This is a genomic window from Proteiniborus sp. DW1 (assembly GCF_900095305.1).
Lineage (GTDB): Bacteria > Bacillota > Clostridia > Tissierellales > Proteiniboraceae > Proteiniborus.
The window spans coordinates 28,936-43,007 of the sequence record NZ_FMDO01000058.1 but is presented as its reverse complement, the minus strand read 5'-3'; the positions used below and the strand labels follow the sequence as shown (position 1 = coordinate 43,007).

15 protein-coding genes are annotated in these 14,072 nt (G+C 32.0%); all 15 read left to right on the top strand.

The features are described 5' to 3' along the window. The first annotated feature begins 167 nt into the window (after positions 1 to 167). The 15 genes from DW1_RS14445 to DW1_RS14375 all read left to right on the top strand — a co-directional run bounded on the left by DW1_RS14445 (position 168) and on the right by DW1_RS14375 (position 14,070). The gene (locus DW1_RS14445; protein ID WP_074351622.1) at positions 168 to 1,541 is read left to right on the top strand and encodes an MATE family efflux transporter; all 1,374 of its coding nucleotides are present in this window, start codon (positions 168 to 170) and stop codon (positions 1,539 to 1,541) included. Between the two features lie 103 nt (positions 1,542 to 1,644). Further along, positions 1,645 to 2,388 carry a polysaccharide deacetylase family protein gene (locus DW1_RS14440; RefSeq protein ID WP_083605700.1) on the top strand — a complete coding sequence of 248 codons (744 nt, stop codon included), beginning with the start codon at positions 1,645 to 1,647 and terminating at the stop codon, positions 2,386 to 2,388. 140 nt (positions 2,389 to 2,528) lie between these two features. Further along, positions 2,529 to 3,353, top strand: a complete 825-nt coding sequence (locus DW1_RS14435; protein ID WP_074351621.1) for a peptidase MA family metallohydrolase — start codon at positions 2,529 to 2,531, stop codon at positions 3,351 to 3,353. Between the two features lie 488 nt (positions 3,354 to 3,841). Next, positions 3,842 to 4,531, top strand: coding sequence for a response regulator YycF (yycF, locus tag DW1_RS14430; protein ID WP_074351619.1), 690 nt, complete (start codon positions 3,842 to 3,844; stop codon positions 4,529 to 4,531). 3 nt (positions 4,532 to 4,534) lie between these two features. Further along, complete coding sequence (locus tag DW1_RS14425; RefSeq protein WP_074351618.1) at positions 4,535 to 6,337, top strand: sensor histidine kinase; 1,803 nt, start codon at positions 4,535 to 4,537, stop codon at positions 6,335 to 6,337. Positions 6,338 to 6,436: 99 nt separating this feature from the next. After that, positions 6,437 to 6,994, top strand: a complete 558-nt coding sequence (locus DW1_RS14420) for a hypothetical protein (protein ID WP_074351617.1) — start codon at positions 6,437 to 6,439, stop codon at positions 6,992 to 6,994. 25 nt (positions 6,995 to 7,019) lie between these two features. Next, positions 7,020 to 8,459, top strand: a complete 1,440-nt coding sequence (locus DW1_RS14415) for a hypothetical protein (protein WP_074351616.1) — start codon at positions 7,020 to 7,022, stop codon at positions 8,457 to 8,459. 27 nt (positions 8,460 to 8,486) lie between these two features. Then, the gene (gene yycI / locus DW1_RS14410) at positions 8,487 to 9,308 is read left to right on the top strand and encodes a two-component system regulatory protein YycI (RefSeq protein ID WP_143474442.1); all 822 of its coding nucleotides are present in this window, start codon (positions 8,487 to 8,489) and stop codon (positions 9,306 to 9,308) included. Between the two features lie 93 nt (positions 9,309 to 9,401). After that, complete coding sequence (locus DW1_RS14405) at positions 9,402 to 10,658, top strand: UDP-N-acetylglucosamine 1-carboxyvinyltransferase (RefSeq protein ID WP_074351613.1); 1,257 nt, start codon at positions 9,402 to 9,404, stop codon at positions 10,656 to 10,658. 100 nt (positions 10,659 to 10,758) lie between these two features. Beyond that, the gene (locus DW1_RS14400; RefSeq protein WP_074351611.1) at positions 10,759 to 11,553 is read left to right on the top strand and encodes an MBL fold metallo-hydrolase; all 795 of its coding nucleotides are present in this window, start codon (positions 10,759 to 10,761) and stop codon (positions 11,551 to 11,553) included. A 184-nt stretch (positions 11,554 to 11,737) separates the two neighbouring features. Next, positions 11,738 to 11,905: a CxxH/CxxC protein gene (locus tag DW1_RS14395; RefSeq protein WP_074351609.1), complete on the top strand. Its 168-nt coding sequence runs from the start codon at positions 11,738 to 11,740 to the stop codon at positions 11,903 to 11,905. Positions 11,906 to 11,941: 36 nt separating this feature from the next. Further along, positions 11,942 to 12,694 carry a 5'/3'-nucleotidase SurE gene (surE, locus tag DW1_RS14390; protein WP_074351607.1) on the top strand — a complete coding sequence of 251 codons (753 nt, stop codon included), beginning with the start codon at positions 11,942 to 11,944 and terminating at the stop codon, positions 12,692 to 12,694. A gap of 21 nt (positions 12,695 to 12,715) precedes the next feature. Beyond that, positions 12,716 to 13,195 carry a 23S rRNA (pseudouridine(1915)-N(3))-methyltransferase RlmH gene (gene rlmH / locus DW1_RS14385; RefSeq protein ID WP_074351605.1) on the top strand — a complete coding sequence of 160 codons (480 nt, stop codon included), beginning with the start codon at positions 12,716 to 12,718 and terminating at the stop codon, positions 13,193 to 13,195. Positions 13,196 to 13,319: 124 nt separating this feature from the next. Next, positions 13,320 to 13,580: a hypothetical protein gene (locus DW1_RS14380; RefSeq protein WP_074351604.1), complete on the top strand. Its 261-nt coding sequence runs from the start codon at positions 13,320 to 13,322 to the stop codon at positions 13,578 to 13,580. 175 nt (positions 13,581 to 13,755) lie between these two features. Further along, entirely contained in the window at positions 13,756 to 14,070 is a 315-nt protein-coding gene (locus DW1_RS14375) for a DUF4258 domain-containing protein (protein WP_074351602.1), read from the top strand. The last annotated feature ends 2 nt before the right edge of the window (positions 14,071 to 14,072 follow it).

Sequence of the window (14,072 nt, the reverse complement as noted above, 5' to 3'; positions counted from 1 at the left end):
GAGTATGGCGTATGAAATTATACTTGAGAAGTAGAGATAATGTGGTATAATTATATAAATGAAATTAGGATATTAAGAAGTATAGTGTTCCTTATGAGTGAAGAAGCAAACCACTTTGAAAAACTTCAAGGTGGTTTATTTTTGCCTATGAGAGAGGAGGACAGAAATTGAAAAGAAAATATTTTAATAGACTATTTAGAGATTCAGAATTTTATAGGATATTGTTTACCATAGCACTACCCATTGTAATTCAGAATTTAATAGCATCGTCTTTAAATATGCTGGATACGGTAATGATAGGCAGAGTGGGAGAGACAGAAATTGCAGCAGTAGGGATAGCAAATCAACTATTCTTTTTCTTTACCATACTAATTATGGGCTTTTATAGTGGAGCAAATATCTTTATTTCTCAATTTTGGGGCAATAAGGATGAGACAAATATTAAAAGGATGCTAGGCCTGTCACTTTCAATTGGAACATTAATTTCTCTAATATTTACATTTATAGCATTAGTTATACCAGAGGCTATAATTAAAATATTTAATAAAGATACTAATGTAGTCAAACTAGGAAGCGATTATCTAAGAATAGTAGGTCTAAGCTATATATTTACAGCAGTTACACTTGCCTATAGTAGTGCATTAAGATCTATTAGAAAAACCATACTTCCTATGATAGTTAGTGTGGTGGCCTTAACTATTAATGCATTATTTAATTATATGCTTATATTTGGGAATTTTGGAATGCCAGAAATGGGAGTCAATGGAGCAGCATTAGCTACTCTTATAGCAAGGATAGCAGAGACTGTATTATTGATAATTTGTGTTTATATAGGTAAGGGAACATTAGCTGCTGGCTTTAGAGATATGCTAAGCTTTGATAGAACTTATGTAGTAAAGTCCTTTAAAACCATATTGCCAGTAGTTTTCAATGAAATATGCTGGGGACTGGGGGCTGTAGTTTATTCAGTGGCATATGGAAGGATAGGAACTCAGGCAATAGCTTCAGTTCAAATAACTAGCACTATATCAAACTTGTATATGGTACTAGTCTTTGGTATAGCAAACGCATCAGCAGTAATGGTTGGTAATTTAATAGGTGCAGGAGAAGAAGAAAAAGGCAAGGATTATGCATATAGGCTATCAGCATTAGGAGTTATAACAGGAGTATTTATAGCTATTACCATAGCTGTGACAGCAAGAGGGATGCTTAACATATTTAAGGTCTCAGATACAGTAGTGCATGATAGCCTTATGATACTATATATAACAGCTGTCATAATGGTAATGAGAGTGTTAAATATTATTCTTATAGTAGGAGTCTTAAGGGGTGGAGGAGATGCTAAGTATTCATTAAAGCTTGAGGCTTTTACAATGTGGGCTATAGGAGTGCCTTTGTCGTTTATTGGAGCTATTTTCTTAAAGCTGCCAGTTTATTGGGTAGTAGCATTGCTTACTGCAGAGGAAATGGTAAAATGCTTCTTTGCAGTAAAGAGATTGATTTCTGATAAGTGGATAAATAGAGTAGTACATGACATATAACAACAAAACTCAGCATGAATAAGCGATGCTGAGTTTTGTTGCATATAGATTGAAGTTTGATAATATAATTATATTAGTTATATAACCAAATGGAGGAGTTACAATGTTAAAAAAAGAAGTAAGGATTGGAATAGCCGCTAATATAGTTATAATTATAATAGCTTCTATTTTTATATTTCAAAGTAAGTCAAAGCCCACTTTTTTCAATGGCTTAGACGAGTTAGCTGAAGCAGCTAACATAGTATCTAATGGGCCTAGAGACAAAAGAGTTTTAGCACTAACATTTGATGATGGTCCCCATCCAATATACACACATGAAATACTAGATATACTTAAGGAGTACAATGTGAAAGCAACCTTTTTTATTTTAGGTAAGCATGGAGAGATGTATCCCGAAATATTACTTAGGCAAAGAGAAGAAGGGCATGAAATAGGTATTCACAGCTATAATCATATAAATATGAAGAATAAAGATTTAGAAATAGTAGAGGAGGAATTTGACAAAACTCAAGAAATTATTCTTGCCAGTACAGGAAAAGAGGCTAGGGTATTTAGGCCGCCCTATGGTACTTATAATCAGACAGTATATGACGTAGCACTAAGAAATCAATGTAAGTTAATCCTATGGACATACTATCAAGATTCTAAAGACTGGAGTAATCCTGGAGCAGATAAAATAGCTGAAACAGTAATATCTCAAGCTCAAAATGGAGACATCATTTTATTTCATGACCACAATGAAGCAAGCGAAAATCAAACTATCGAAGCTCTAAAGGTAATATTGCCTGAGTTAATTAATCAAGGATATAAATTTGTTACAATATCAGAACTCCTAGAGCAAGAGTAAAAAATTTTGGGTGTTTTTCATAACGAAAGATTTTAACTGATGAGGATTGACTTATAAAATTTAACAATGAAGTTTACATAATATTATGATATAATATTGCTATTCCCTCATACATATGAATTTAAAAGGGGGAAGTTGGTATGCAAGTTAAATTAGTGAGGGGTCCTACCCTTATAGTAATATTATTAATAGCAGCATTAGTTGCTGTGTTTATATATCAGTTTGAAATACTACAGGTTTCTTTTTATCCAATAGTAAAGCATATTGAAAAAGCTAGGGTTCTAAGTTACGCAAAGGATTTTGAAATATTAGAAACACAAAATTTTATAATTAGATATGAAAAAGAAGATGAAGAGTATGCAAAATTAACTGCTAGTATAGCAGATAAATACCATGAAAGCATATGTAATATGTATGAGTATATCCCATCCTCAAAGAGTGATGTGATTATTTATAAAGATGAAAAGGCTTTTATAGAAAACTTAAGGTTCAATAGAGGGAGCACACCTATAGGGGTGTACTATAGTGGAGTAATTAATATATTATCTCCAAGAGCATGGATTAAAGATACTGAAAATCTTGAGAAAATATATGAGTATAACGGTCCAGTACTCCATGAATTTACACATCTACTAATAGATGATATAACTAGAGGTAACTATCCCATGTGGCTTACTGAAGGGTTGGCATTATATACTGAGTATAAGCTTACAGGATTTGAATGGCAGGAGTATAGCCCTGATGAATATAAAATTACTTTAGAGGATTTGGATAAAAGATTTGATGATATTGACCAAAATGTTGCCTATAGGAAGTCTTTTGAAATAGTAAAAGGAATATCAGACACTTGGGGATTTGATAAAATGAGAAATATGCTTGATATACTGGGAAAAGGAAACAGCATAAACAAGTCTGCAAAGGTAGTTTTTAAGACTAATATTTTTGAGTATAATGGGTTTGACTAAAATTTAAATTATAAGAATTTATGAAACAAATATATAAAGTCAACCGTCTAATAATAGGTTGACTTTATATTGTAAAAAAATAAGAAAATAGGGGGCTTTAGATATTTCAAGAATATTCTATCTTTTTTTACAAAATGTGTCAAGGGCATAAAGTCCATATTTTAGTTCTTTTCTATGAGACTTTTTTGCTATTTATTTTTTATAACGAACAGAAAAACTCTACTTTATAATCCTTATAATCAAGAACTTTTTTTTCAATGAGTTTTAAGCAAGTTGTCGAAAGCTTTGATTTCGTGCAAGTCGTATATGCAGTGGTTCAAGAAAAGCTTCCTTAATTTTCAAATCATCGATAGAAGCTTTTCTTATTTGTGAAATATCACAGAATTTGTAAGAAGGAAATAAATTTATTATATAGAATATAAGATAGATAGAATACTATTTAATTGAGATAGATGAAGTAATAAAATTCATTATTTGAGGTGCATATCATGAGTAAAAAAATATTAATTGTGGAAGATGAAAAGCCTATAGCTGATATAATAAGCTTTAATTTAAAAAAAGAGGGCTATGATGTAATTATAGCTTATGATGGACAAGAGGCAATAAATAAAACTCTTAACGATAATCCAGACTTGATTCTTCTTGACGTCATGTTACCTAAAAAAGATGGTTTTCAAGTATTAAAAGAAATAAGGCAAAAACTTCAAACTCCAGTTCTAATGGTTACTGCAAAGGAGGAAGAAGTGGACAAGGTACTGGGACTAGAGCTAGGGGCAGATGATTACATAACTAAGCCATTTAGTATGAGAGAGCTAGTAGCCAGAGTAAAAGCAAACTTAAGGAGAACAGAACTATTTAGCCAGTCAAATAACAGTGAGATTATAGATATTGGCGATTTAGTAATAGATGCTAGCAAGTATGAAGTGAGAAGAAATGATAAGGTTATCGACCTTACTCAAAGAGAGTACGAACTGTTGAAATTCTTAGCTACAAGGGCAGAACAGGTATTTACTAGAGAGCAGCTATTAGAAGAGGTATGGGGCTATGAATATTACGGTGATATTAGGACGGTTGATGTAACTATAAGACGACTAAGAGAAAAAGTAGAGGATAGTTCTGGAGAATATAAGTATATTCTCACAAAGCGAGGAGTTGGATACTACTTTAGGAGGGGCTAATTAATGTTTAAGAGCATTAGGTGGAAGTTTATAGTGGTATATTTCCTCCTAGTTTTTATTGCTATGGTGATTGTTATGGCTTTCATCATAAGAAAGTTTGAAGATCATCACTTAAATCAAGCTACAAGAACGATGGAGACAAGGGTTAGAAATTTAATAAACATGTCTAACAATATTTCGAAGAATGATGACTGGAATCTAGTTAAGGAGGAAATCCAAACAGATGTAAAACAGCTTCCTGTTTATGCAACTGAGATAATATATATTATAGACAATACTAGTATTTCTTCAATAATCGCTAGTAATTCTAGTAACAATAAAATAATAGGACAAAGTGCATTTAACCTTAGCCAGATTCAGGCTGAGTTAATTATTGATGCAAAAAAGCATGGTGAAAAGCGAGAAGGCTATAGCTCTATAGACAATGGCACAAGTAGAGCAAAACACTTAGCCTACCCGGTATTGTCAGATAATGGAAAGATAAAAGGGATTATATATGTAACGTCTGACCTGACAGATATGTATAATACATTAGAAGAATCGAAGACGATTTTAATAAAGGCTACAGCTTTAGCTTTAGCCATTACTGTATTGATAGGTTTTTTAATAGCTAGAAGTATAACAGAACCGATTAATGATGTAACTAAAAAAGCAGAAAGAATGGCTAAAGGAGACTTTGACCAAGTTGTTGAGGTTAAATCAGATGATGAAATTGGCCAGCTTGCAAGTATGTTTAACTACTTAACCCTAAAGTTAAAAAGTACTCTTGCAGAAGTGAATAAGGAAAAAAGCAAGCTAGACACCATAATTACTCATATGGCTGATGGTGTAATTGCAGTTTCTTTAGATGGAAAGATTATACATGCAAACCCAGTAGCTTTAGATATGCTTAAGGTAAAACCTGAAGAACTAAGCGAGATACAGTATGATGAAATATTCGACGAAAAAAACAATAGGATAACTATAAGGGGTATCTCAAAGGAAGAGAAATGGAGAGGCAGTGAAATAATTGAGATTGATTCTAAGGTATATAATGCAGAATATGCGCCGCTAATAGACGAAAACTCTAATATAGGTGGTATGATAATAGTATTTCAAGATATAACAAAACAACAAAAACTCGAAAATATGAGGAAGGAATTTGTGGCTAATGTGTCTCATGAGCTTAAAACGCCTATTACCACTATAAAAAGCTATACCGAAACATTAATGGATGGTGCTATTGATGATAAGGAAATCTCAATGAACTTCTTGTCTGTAATAGATAGTGAATGCGATAGGATGGCAAGAATTGTGAAAGATTTATTACAGCTTTCTGATTTAGATTATAAACAAACGAAATGGAGTAAAAAATCTATAAAAGTAAACGAACTTTTAAAAAGTATTTATCTAAAGATTAGAATATCAGCAGAGGAAAAAAATCAAAAGATAGAATTGAATATTAAGGAAGATATTGGGGAAGTTTTAGCTGATAAAGATGGGATAGAGCAGGTGATACTAAATATAATTACCAATGCAATCAAATATACACCTAATAATGGGACAATAGAAATTGGAGCAAACTCAGATTCTGAGAGAGTGACTATAACAGTTAAGGATAATGGAATTGGAATTCCTAAGGAAGACATAAACAGAATATTTGAGAGATTTTATAGAGTAGATAAAGCAAGATCTAGAGAGATGGGTGGTACTGGATTAGGTCTTTCCATTGCTAAACAAATCATCGAAGCCCATAATGGTGAGATTCGAATTAATAGTGAATGCAATGTTGGAACAACTGTTGACATAATACTACCTTTAAAATAAGTCTATGTGTAATTCAAATTTAATTGCACTGTAATATGTTTGTAATAAAATTAGTATATAATGAAAATGTAGTATTATATGGTATGAGGAGGAATTATTATGTCTAGAAAACTCCTTGCAATGGCACTAGTACTGGCAACTGTTAGTATTACAAGCAATATGGCATATGCTGGTGATGATACAGTTACCAAACAGGCTGTTAAGGTAGAAACTCAAAAAACTGAAAAAGAAGTACAAATAAATGTAAATAGTGAAAATGGTATACAGACAGAGGGAGACGTTATTTTAATTACTATTAAAGGTAAAAAAGACTCAAATGTGATTCTAGAAGTATATTTAAATACAAATGTTGCGATACAGGAAGACGTTAAAACCATTGAAAAGCTTATTGAGTCTGCAAAAGATGAGGACTATAGCTTACTCTTATCTGAAGATGTAGAGTTAAATGATAGTGGTGTATACCCAAAGGAAATAGAGCTAAAAAAAGGACTTTATAAAATTGTTGTTACAAAAAAAGATGGATATAATACCTATACAGACGTAAAGTATGTTCTTTGTAAAGGAATAGATGATGCAGCTAAGACTTTAGATAACGCTAAAAATGCTATTATATCTCCTGTTATAGAGACTATAAAAAATTTGATAAATAATAAATAATAGTATCTCTTTGGAGATGATAAATATGAAGCAAAGAGAAAGAGCAAAATCTTTTTTACTAGCTTTTTTAGTTCTTATAACGTTTTATCTTGTACAACAACTATGGGTTGAATTCCCAGAGGAATTATTTAGTTCCTTTGCATTTGGACAAGAATCCGATGATGTTAAAGAAAGTGTATTATCTGACTTTATTTTACCTGAAAAATATATCATCAATTTTAGCGGGAATAATCGTGCCATTATGTATATTGATGAGAGCCACGGGCTTTGGGATAAAGGTAAGGAAATACTTAAAGCAGCATTCCAATCAAAGAATATTAAAATTGAAGAAATGACTGATGAAGAATTTGAAGAAAATAGGACAAAAAGATCTATTGGCTTCTTTTTCTCTAATGATATATATACATTTGTTTTTGGAAAAATGTTTGATGCTGATATTTCATCCTCAATCAATGAGTCTATCAGAAAGATTAATAGTATATATATCTACCTAGATTTCCCAAGGGAAAATTTTATTGTGATTAGCGATAGAAAGAACCATATAAAAATTAGTGGAGTAAACTTTAGTGATGAGAATATAAAGAATGAAATTGACAACATAAGTAAAAGTGATTATACAAGAGTGTATACAGTAAAGGATTTGTTTTCAAGTGAGAATAAAAATAACACATATATTCCTTGGGAGATAAATTTTAATTTACCACAGGTACATGTGCAAAAAGAAATCGACATAAGTAGTGAACTAGAGGAGAATAATATAGCATCCTTATTTTTTAATAGGGACTTAGCATATATACGAAGAATCGAGGAAAATGATGGCTCAGTGATATACATTGATAGCCAAAGAACTTTGAAGATTCATGAAAATGGTACTCTTGAATTTTTTAAAGCTGTTGAAGCAAATGCAGAGGCTGGGAACCCTATTACGAGTCTCAATAATGCTATAGACTTTATAGATACTCATATGGGTAGGCCTAAAGATACATACCTATATAAGGTAGACAAAATTGAATTTGAAAACAATAAGGGATATAGGTTTACCTTTAAATATAAACTTAAAGGACTAACTGTAGCATCAGATGAAAATGTAGCCCTAAACTCTATAGAAATTGAAATGTTTAATAATCAAGTAAAATCATACAAAAGGCATATATGGAAGGAAGTTGGGACAGTAACACCAAAATATAAAGATATGTTGTCTGCTTATGATGTAATTAATAAAAACTACGGTGAACTTAAAGCAAAATACATTAAGTACAATAACATAAATATAGATATACTATCTGCAGATGAATTAGATGAAAAGTTCAAATTAGCTATTGAGAATGCAAGTTTAGCATTCTACGATTCATCAGTGGAGGGAAGTCAATACTTAAAGCCAGTCTGGATCATAGATGTGGCAGGACATAGCTATATATTTGATGCTTATGATGGTTATGTAGAAAACGGGGGGAATCCAAGATAACTAACTTATTTGGATGGTGAAATTAATATGGACTGGTCAAAGGCGAAAAATATTCTCATAGTTGCCTTTATCATCACAAATATATTTCTAGCTTATGTGCTGATAAATAGCAGAAATACCAATGCTCCATTAGTAGGAGATAATTTTATTAATGATGTAAGGGCTGTTTTGCTAGAAAAGAATATTAATATAGCAGTGGATATACCTAAGGATATACCATCTATGCCATTATATAAAATCAAGTATGAAGTATATGACTCCCAAGATATAATCAGTAACTTCTTAGGCAGCAAATACTCCAAAGAGACCATCAATGATAGCGATTTTTATACTAATGGAAATGAAAATCTTAGTATAAGAAATGATAATGAAATAATTTACGAGAATGCTAACATAGTTTCTGTATACGATAACCTAACACAAACTATGGCAGAAAATATTGCAAAGGAGTTTATTCAGGATAAAGGCTTTTTAGCTGATGATTATAAATTAAGTGTTATTAGTAATGATGATGATGTTTATTTTATTGAATTTACAAAGTTTATCGATGGATTCTATTTTGAAAAGAGTTACATGAGATTTACTATTAGTTCCACAGGGATAAATAAATTTGAAAGATATTGGATAGAATCAGCAGAATCTGATGACTCTACTACTTTAACTATTATGTCTGCTCCTAGAGCCTTACTTAAGCTATTAGCTATGGAGGAAGCATATGGGAAGACAATAGAGAAAATATCAATATGTTACTATCTTGACCCCTCTAGTAACACCATAGGTGGAAAGGCTACTCCAGCTTGGAGAGTTATATTTAATGACGGGACTAAAATATTTTTGGAAGATAATTAAATAAATGAAGGATTTTATAAATAAAAATAGAAGAGATACTATATTTCTTCTATTTTTTGTTTTAATTTAAGCAGAGAGAGGGTGACATATTAAGTGGAGAAGATAATAATTGAGGGCGGATATGAACTTAATGGAGCAGTTGAGGTTAGCGGATTTAAAAATGCAGCATTGCCTATAATCCCTGCATCTATATTAGCAGGTGAAAGATGTGTTGTTGAAAATCTTCCTATGATAAAGGATATATTTTGTATTTCTAATATTATGTCTTCTATTGGGGCAGACATTGAGTTAAATGAAAATGGCACAATGGTCATCGATACAAGTAAGATAACTAAAATTGTAGCTCCATATGACCTATCAAGGCAAATAAGAGCATCTTACTATCTATTAGGAGCTGGTCTTAGTCGTTTTAAGGAAGTTGAAGTAGCTTATCCTGGAGGCTGTGATATAGGAACTAGACCTATAGATCAGCACATAAAAGGCTTTGAAGCTCTTGGAGCTAAGGTAGACATAGAGCATGGGGTTATAAAATGTAGAGCTGACAAGCTTGTTGGAACCAAGATATATCTAGACGTAGTGAGTGTTGGGGCTACTATAAATATTATGATGGCTGCAGTATGTGCAGAGGGCAGAACTACAATAGAGAATGCAGCTAAGGAGCCTCATGTTGTAGATGTGGCTAACTACCTAAACTCCATGGGAGCAGATGTAAAAGGAGCGGGCACAGATGTAATTAGGATTGAAGGTGTAGAAAAGTTACATGGTTGTACCTATAGTGTGATACCTGATCAGATAGAAGCTGGTACTTATTTGGTTGCAGTAGCTGCTACAGGTGGAGATGTATTAGTCAAAAATGTAATACCAAAACATTTAGAGTCTATAATAGCAAAGCTTAGAGAAACATCAGCTAATATAATAGAATATGATGATTCAGTTAGGGTAATCTCAAACGGTAAACTAGTAGGAGTAAATGTAAAAACACTGCCTTATCCAGGTTTTCCTACGGATCTCCAACAACCAATGGCAGCTATTTTATCCATAGCGGAAGGAAGCAGTGTTATTACAGAAAGTGTTTTTGAGGCTAGATTCAAATATATTGATGAATTAAAGAGAATGGGCGCCAATATTAAAGTAGATGGAAGAGTGGCTATAATCGAAGGAGTGAAGGAACTAACTGGTGCTAGAGTTAGAGCCACTGATCTAAGAGCAGGAGTAGCTCTTGTAGTTGCAGGACTTATAGCAAAGGGTAAAACTGAAATAGATGATGTTTTCCATATAGATAGAGGATATGAGAATATAGAACAAAAGCTTTTAGGCTTAGGAGCCAAAATATATAGGGTTAATAGATAGCCGGGACAACTCGGCTTTTTCCATTTTTCAATCTATGATATAATTGTTTTATGTTTATTAAATAGGATGAGTAGAATAGTAAGTGGTTGGAGGAGAATATATGACAGTAAGATTTTGTTCGCTGGCAAGTGGTAGTAGTGGAAATTGCCAATATATAGAAACAGATAGAGTAAAATTATTAGTAGATGCAGGCCTAAGTGGGAAAAAGATTCAGGAGGCACTTGTCTCCATAGAAGTTGAACCAAGCACAATTAATGGAATATTAGTAACTCATGAGCATAAGGACCATATTCATGGTATAGGAATTTTGTCGAGAAGGTTTAATATACCAATATATGCAAATGAAAAGACCTGGCTAAGTATGAAATCCGAAATAGGAGAAGTCAAGGAAGAGAATATAAATATATTTGATACAGATAAGATTTTTGAAATACAAGATTTGAACGTTCATCCTTTTAAAGTATCTCATGATGCTATAGAACCTGTAGGATATAGCTTCTATTATGAAAATGTGAAAATTAGCTTAGTGACAGATACAGGATACGTTAGTGAAGAAGTAAAAGAGAATATAAAGAATTCTCACTTGTTATTAATAGAATCTAACCACGATATAGAAATGCTTAAGGTAGGAAAATATCCTTGGTATTTGAAAAAAAGGATTTTAAGTGAGCATGGACACCTTTCAAATGATGATGCAGGGAGGCTTTTAGCAGAAGTGTTAAATGGTGAGAATGAATGTATATTATTAGGTCACCTGAGCAAAGAAAATAATTTTCCAGAGCTGGCTTATCAAACTGTTGCTAATATACTAACAGAAAAGGGTATAAATGTGACTAAAGACATAAACTTAGAGCTGACCTATAGAGATAGACCATCTAAAGTATTTTGTTTTTAATCTTAAGTTAAACCCAAGATTATCATGTTTTCAATATAATGTTGTAAAACCTATACACTCATATAAAACCAGATGGATATTGGTTTGAACCTGGTTTTCAATATAATGTTGTAAAACCTATACTTTTTGCAAATACTATATATTATTCTCTATTACCATATATTAATGAGTTTGGAGTGATTCGATGTATGTAGTATGTAATGATCATTTAGAAATTGCATTAGAGGAATTTGTAGAGACATATGAGCAGTCCCCAGATGTTTATGAGCTTGATCAAGTAAGCTTTACAGACTGGACAAGTCCACATACCTGTGAATTTTGTGATAGACATCCAAAGTATTTGGTTGTATAAGAGTATTTACGAATAAGACAATATGAGGAGGCAAGTATGAGATTACTATTAGTAAATGATGACGGAATAAATGCTATAGGTATACAAGCATTGGCGAAGGAGTTTGAAAAAGATTATGAGGTAGTAATAGTAGCACCAGAAGGACAAAGAAGTGCTGCTGGACATTCAATCACTTTAACAAAACCTATTTTAGTGAGAAAGGTCAATATCCCAGGAATTAAATCAAGGGCCTATAGCATATCTGGCTCACCAGCAGATTGTGTAAGAGTTGCACTAGATAAGTTAGTAGATGGGCAAGTAGATGTAGTATTATCAGGTATAAACTTAGGATTAAATGTTGGAGCAGATGTATTATATTCAGGGACAGTATCAGCAGCTATTGAGGGAAATATATATAAAATTCCAGCTATGGCTTTTTCTTGTGAACTAGGGGAAGAACCTAATTGTTTTGAAGTAGCTGCAAAGCATGCTAAGGAAATATTTGAAAAAGTAAAAGAAGATTTGATTAAGAATAATATAGTGCTAAATGTTAACTTCCCATGTAGAAAAGAAGAAGATATAAAGGGAATTAGAGTATGCAAGATTGGCGGAATTGTTTATGATTATTATTTTGTTGAAAATAGAAATGGCGAAGATGAAATAACCTTAGCAATTAAAGGAAGACATAATGAAGAAAAAGAAGAAGAAACTGATAGATTCTATTTAAGAGAAGGATATATAACGATTACACCTCTGCACTATGACTTAACAAACTATAACCTATTAGAACAGGTAAAAGACTGGTTATAATTAGGAGGTAATAAGAATCTAATGAAAATTCGTATAGTCTCTGTTGGGAGAATAAAAGAAAAGTTCATGCAAGAAGGTATAAAGGAGTATTCTAAACGACTATCAAGATATTGTAATCTTGAGATTATAGAAGTAGAAGATGAAAAAGCACCAGAAAACCTAAGCAATAAAGAAATGGAACAGATCAAAGACAAAGAAGGACAAAGACTCCTCTCAAAAATCCCAGCTAATTCATATATAATAACCTTAGAAATACAAGGCAAACAACTATCCTCAGAAGAACTCTCAGAAAAAATTGAGTCCCTTATGATAGAAGGTATAAACGATATAACCTTCATCATAGGGGGCTCATTAGGAATATCAAAAGAAGTATCCCAAAAAAGCAACTTCAGCCTATCTTTCTCCAAAATGACCTTCCCTCATCAGCTCATGAGAGTGATTTTGTTGGAGCAGATTTATAGAGGGTTTAGGATAATGAAGGGGGAACCGTATCATAAGTAGTGGACAAGCTAAGGGCTATAGGATAATATTTAAGGGATTATCATAAGGTAGAATTAAATGATATAATACGTGTAAGTATTAAGTAGCGAAGTAATGGTTATCTATTTTAAAGGGGGTATAGCTTATGAAATCTATTTCAAAAAGACATATTAATCTTGGAATTATATTTATTGTGCTTTCAGTAATTACATTAGTTGTTGGAATTACAAAATGGCCCTTTTTTATATTTTCAGCTATTTTAATATCCTCATACATTATATTGGATAAAAAAAGATTGAGATGTCCAAATTGTGGAGGTTTTGAAAATCTTGAAAGATTATCTTCTGCTAAAAAACATAATTATCATTGCAGACATTGTGGAGAAAAAACAAACATTTCTAAATAATTAAATGTTTTAAGATTATAAAGGAAGATATTTAAAACATGAGTTAATGCGTATCATTTATATTATGCACAACATGTAGCAAACTTTTATCAATGAGGTATAATAAATATATATTATATTATCTCAAAAAGAATAATGGAATTATTCAAAAAAACACCTGTTTTAGGAGGGAAATATGTTATTTGATATAGATGATATAAGAAGAGCATTACAAGAAGATAATATACAGTGGAGTGGTCATGTTCTAACTAGAATGCAGCAAAGAGAAATTAAAGTAAAAGATGTTATAAAGTGTGTCTTGAGTGGAGAAATTATAGAATACTATTCTTCAGATTATCCATTTCCAAGTTGCCTTATAGCTGGAAGATGTGATAATGATAAAGTTCTTCATGTAGTATGTTCATTGGGAGAGGGAAATGTGTGGATGATAACTGCATATTATCCAAATACTAATGAATGGTTAGAAGATTTTAAGACCAGAAGGAGGTAGTA

What these genes read in the sequence shown, in the direction of transcription:
- DW1_RS14440 (WP_083605700.1), top strand. Translation starts at nt 1,645, where the DNA reads ATGTTAAAAAAAGAAGTAAGGATTGGAATAGCCGCTAATATAGTTATA.
- surE (WP_074351607.1), top strand. Translation starts at nt 11,942, where the DNA reads ATGAGATTACTATTAGTAAATGATGACGGAATAAATGCTATAGGTATA.
- DW1_RS14400 (WP_074351611.1), top strand. Translation starts at nt 10,759, where the DNA reads ATGACAGTAAGATTTTGTTCGCTGGCAAGTGGTAGTAGTGGAAATTGC.
- DW1_RS14395 (WP_074351609.1), top strand. Translation starts at nt 11,738, where the DNA reads ATGTATGTAGTATGTAATGATCATTTAGAAATTGCATTAGAGGAATTT.
- DW1_RS14435 (WP_074351621.1), top strand. Translation starts at nt 2,529, where the DNA reads ATGCAAGTTAAATTAGTGAGGGGTCCTACCCTTATAGTAATATTATTA.
- DW1_RS14415 (WP_074351616.1), top strand. Translation starts at nt 7,020, where the DNA reads ATGAAGCAAAGAGAAAGAGCAAAATCTTTTTTACTAGCTTTTTTAGTT.
- rlmH (WP_074351605.1), top strand. Translation starts at nt 12,716, where the DNA reads ATGAAAATTCGTATAGTCTCTGTTGGGAGAATAAAAGAAAAGTTCATG.
- DW1_RS14380 (WP_074351604.1), top strand. Translation starts at nt 13,320, where the DNA reads ATGAAATCTATTTCAAAAAGACATATTAATCTTGGAATTATATTTATT.
- yycI (WP_143474442.1), top strand. Translation starts at nt 8,487, where the DNA reads ATGGACTGGTCAAAGGCGAAAAATATTCTCATAGTTGCCTTTATCATC.
- DW1_RS14420 (WP_074351617.1), top strand. Translation starts at nt 6,437, where the DNA reads ATGTCTAGAAAACTCCTTGCAATGGCACTAGTACTGGCAACTGTTAGT.
- yycF (WP_074351619.1), top strand. Translation starts at nt 3,842, where the DNA reads ATGAGTAAAAAAATATTAATTGTGGAAGATGAAAAGCCTATAGCTGAT.
- DW1_RS14425 (WP_074351618.1), top strand. Translation starts at nt 4,535, where the DNA reads ATGTTTAAGAGCATTAGGTGGAAGTTTATAGTGGTATATTTCCTCCTA.
- DW1_RS14375 (WP_074351602.1), top strand. Translation starts at nt 13,756, where the DNA reads ATGTTATTTGATATAGATGATATAAGAAGAGCATTACAAGAAGATAAT.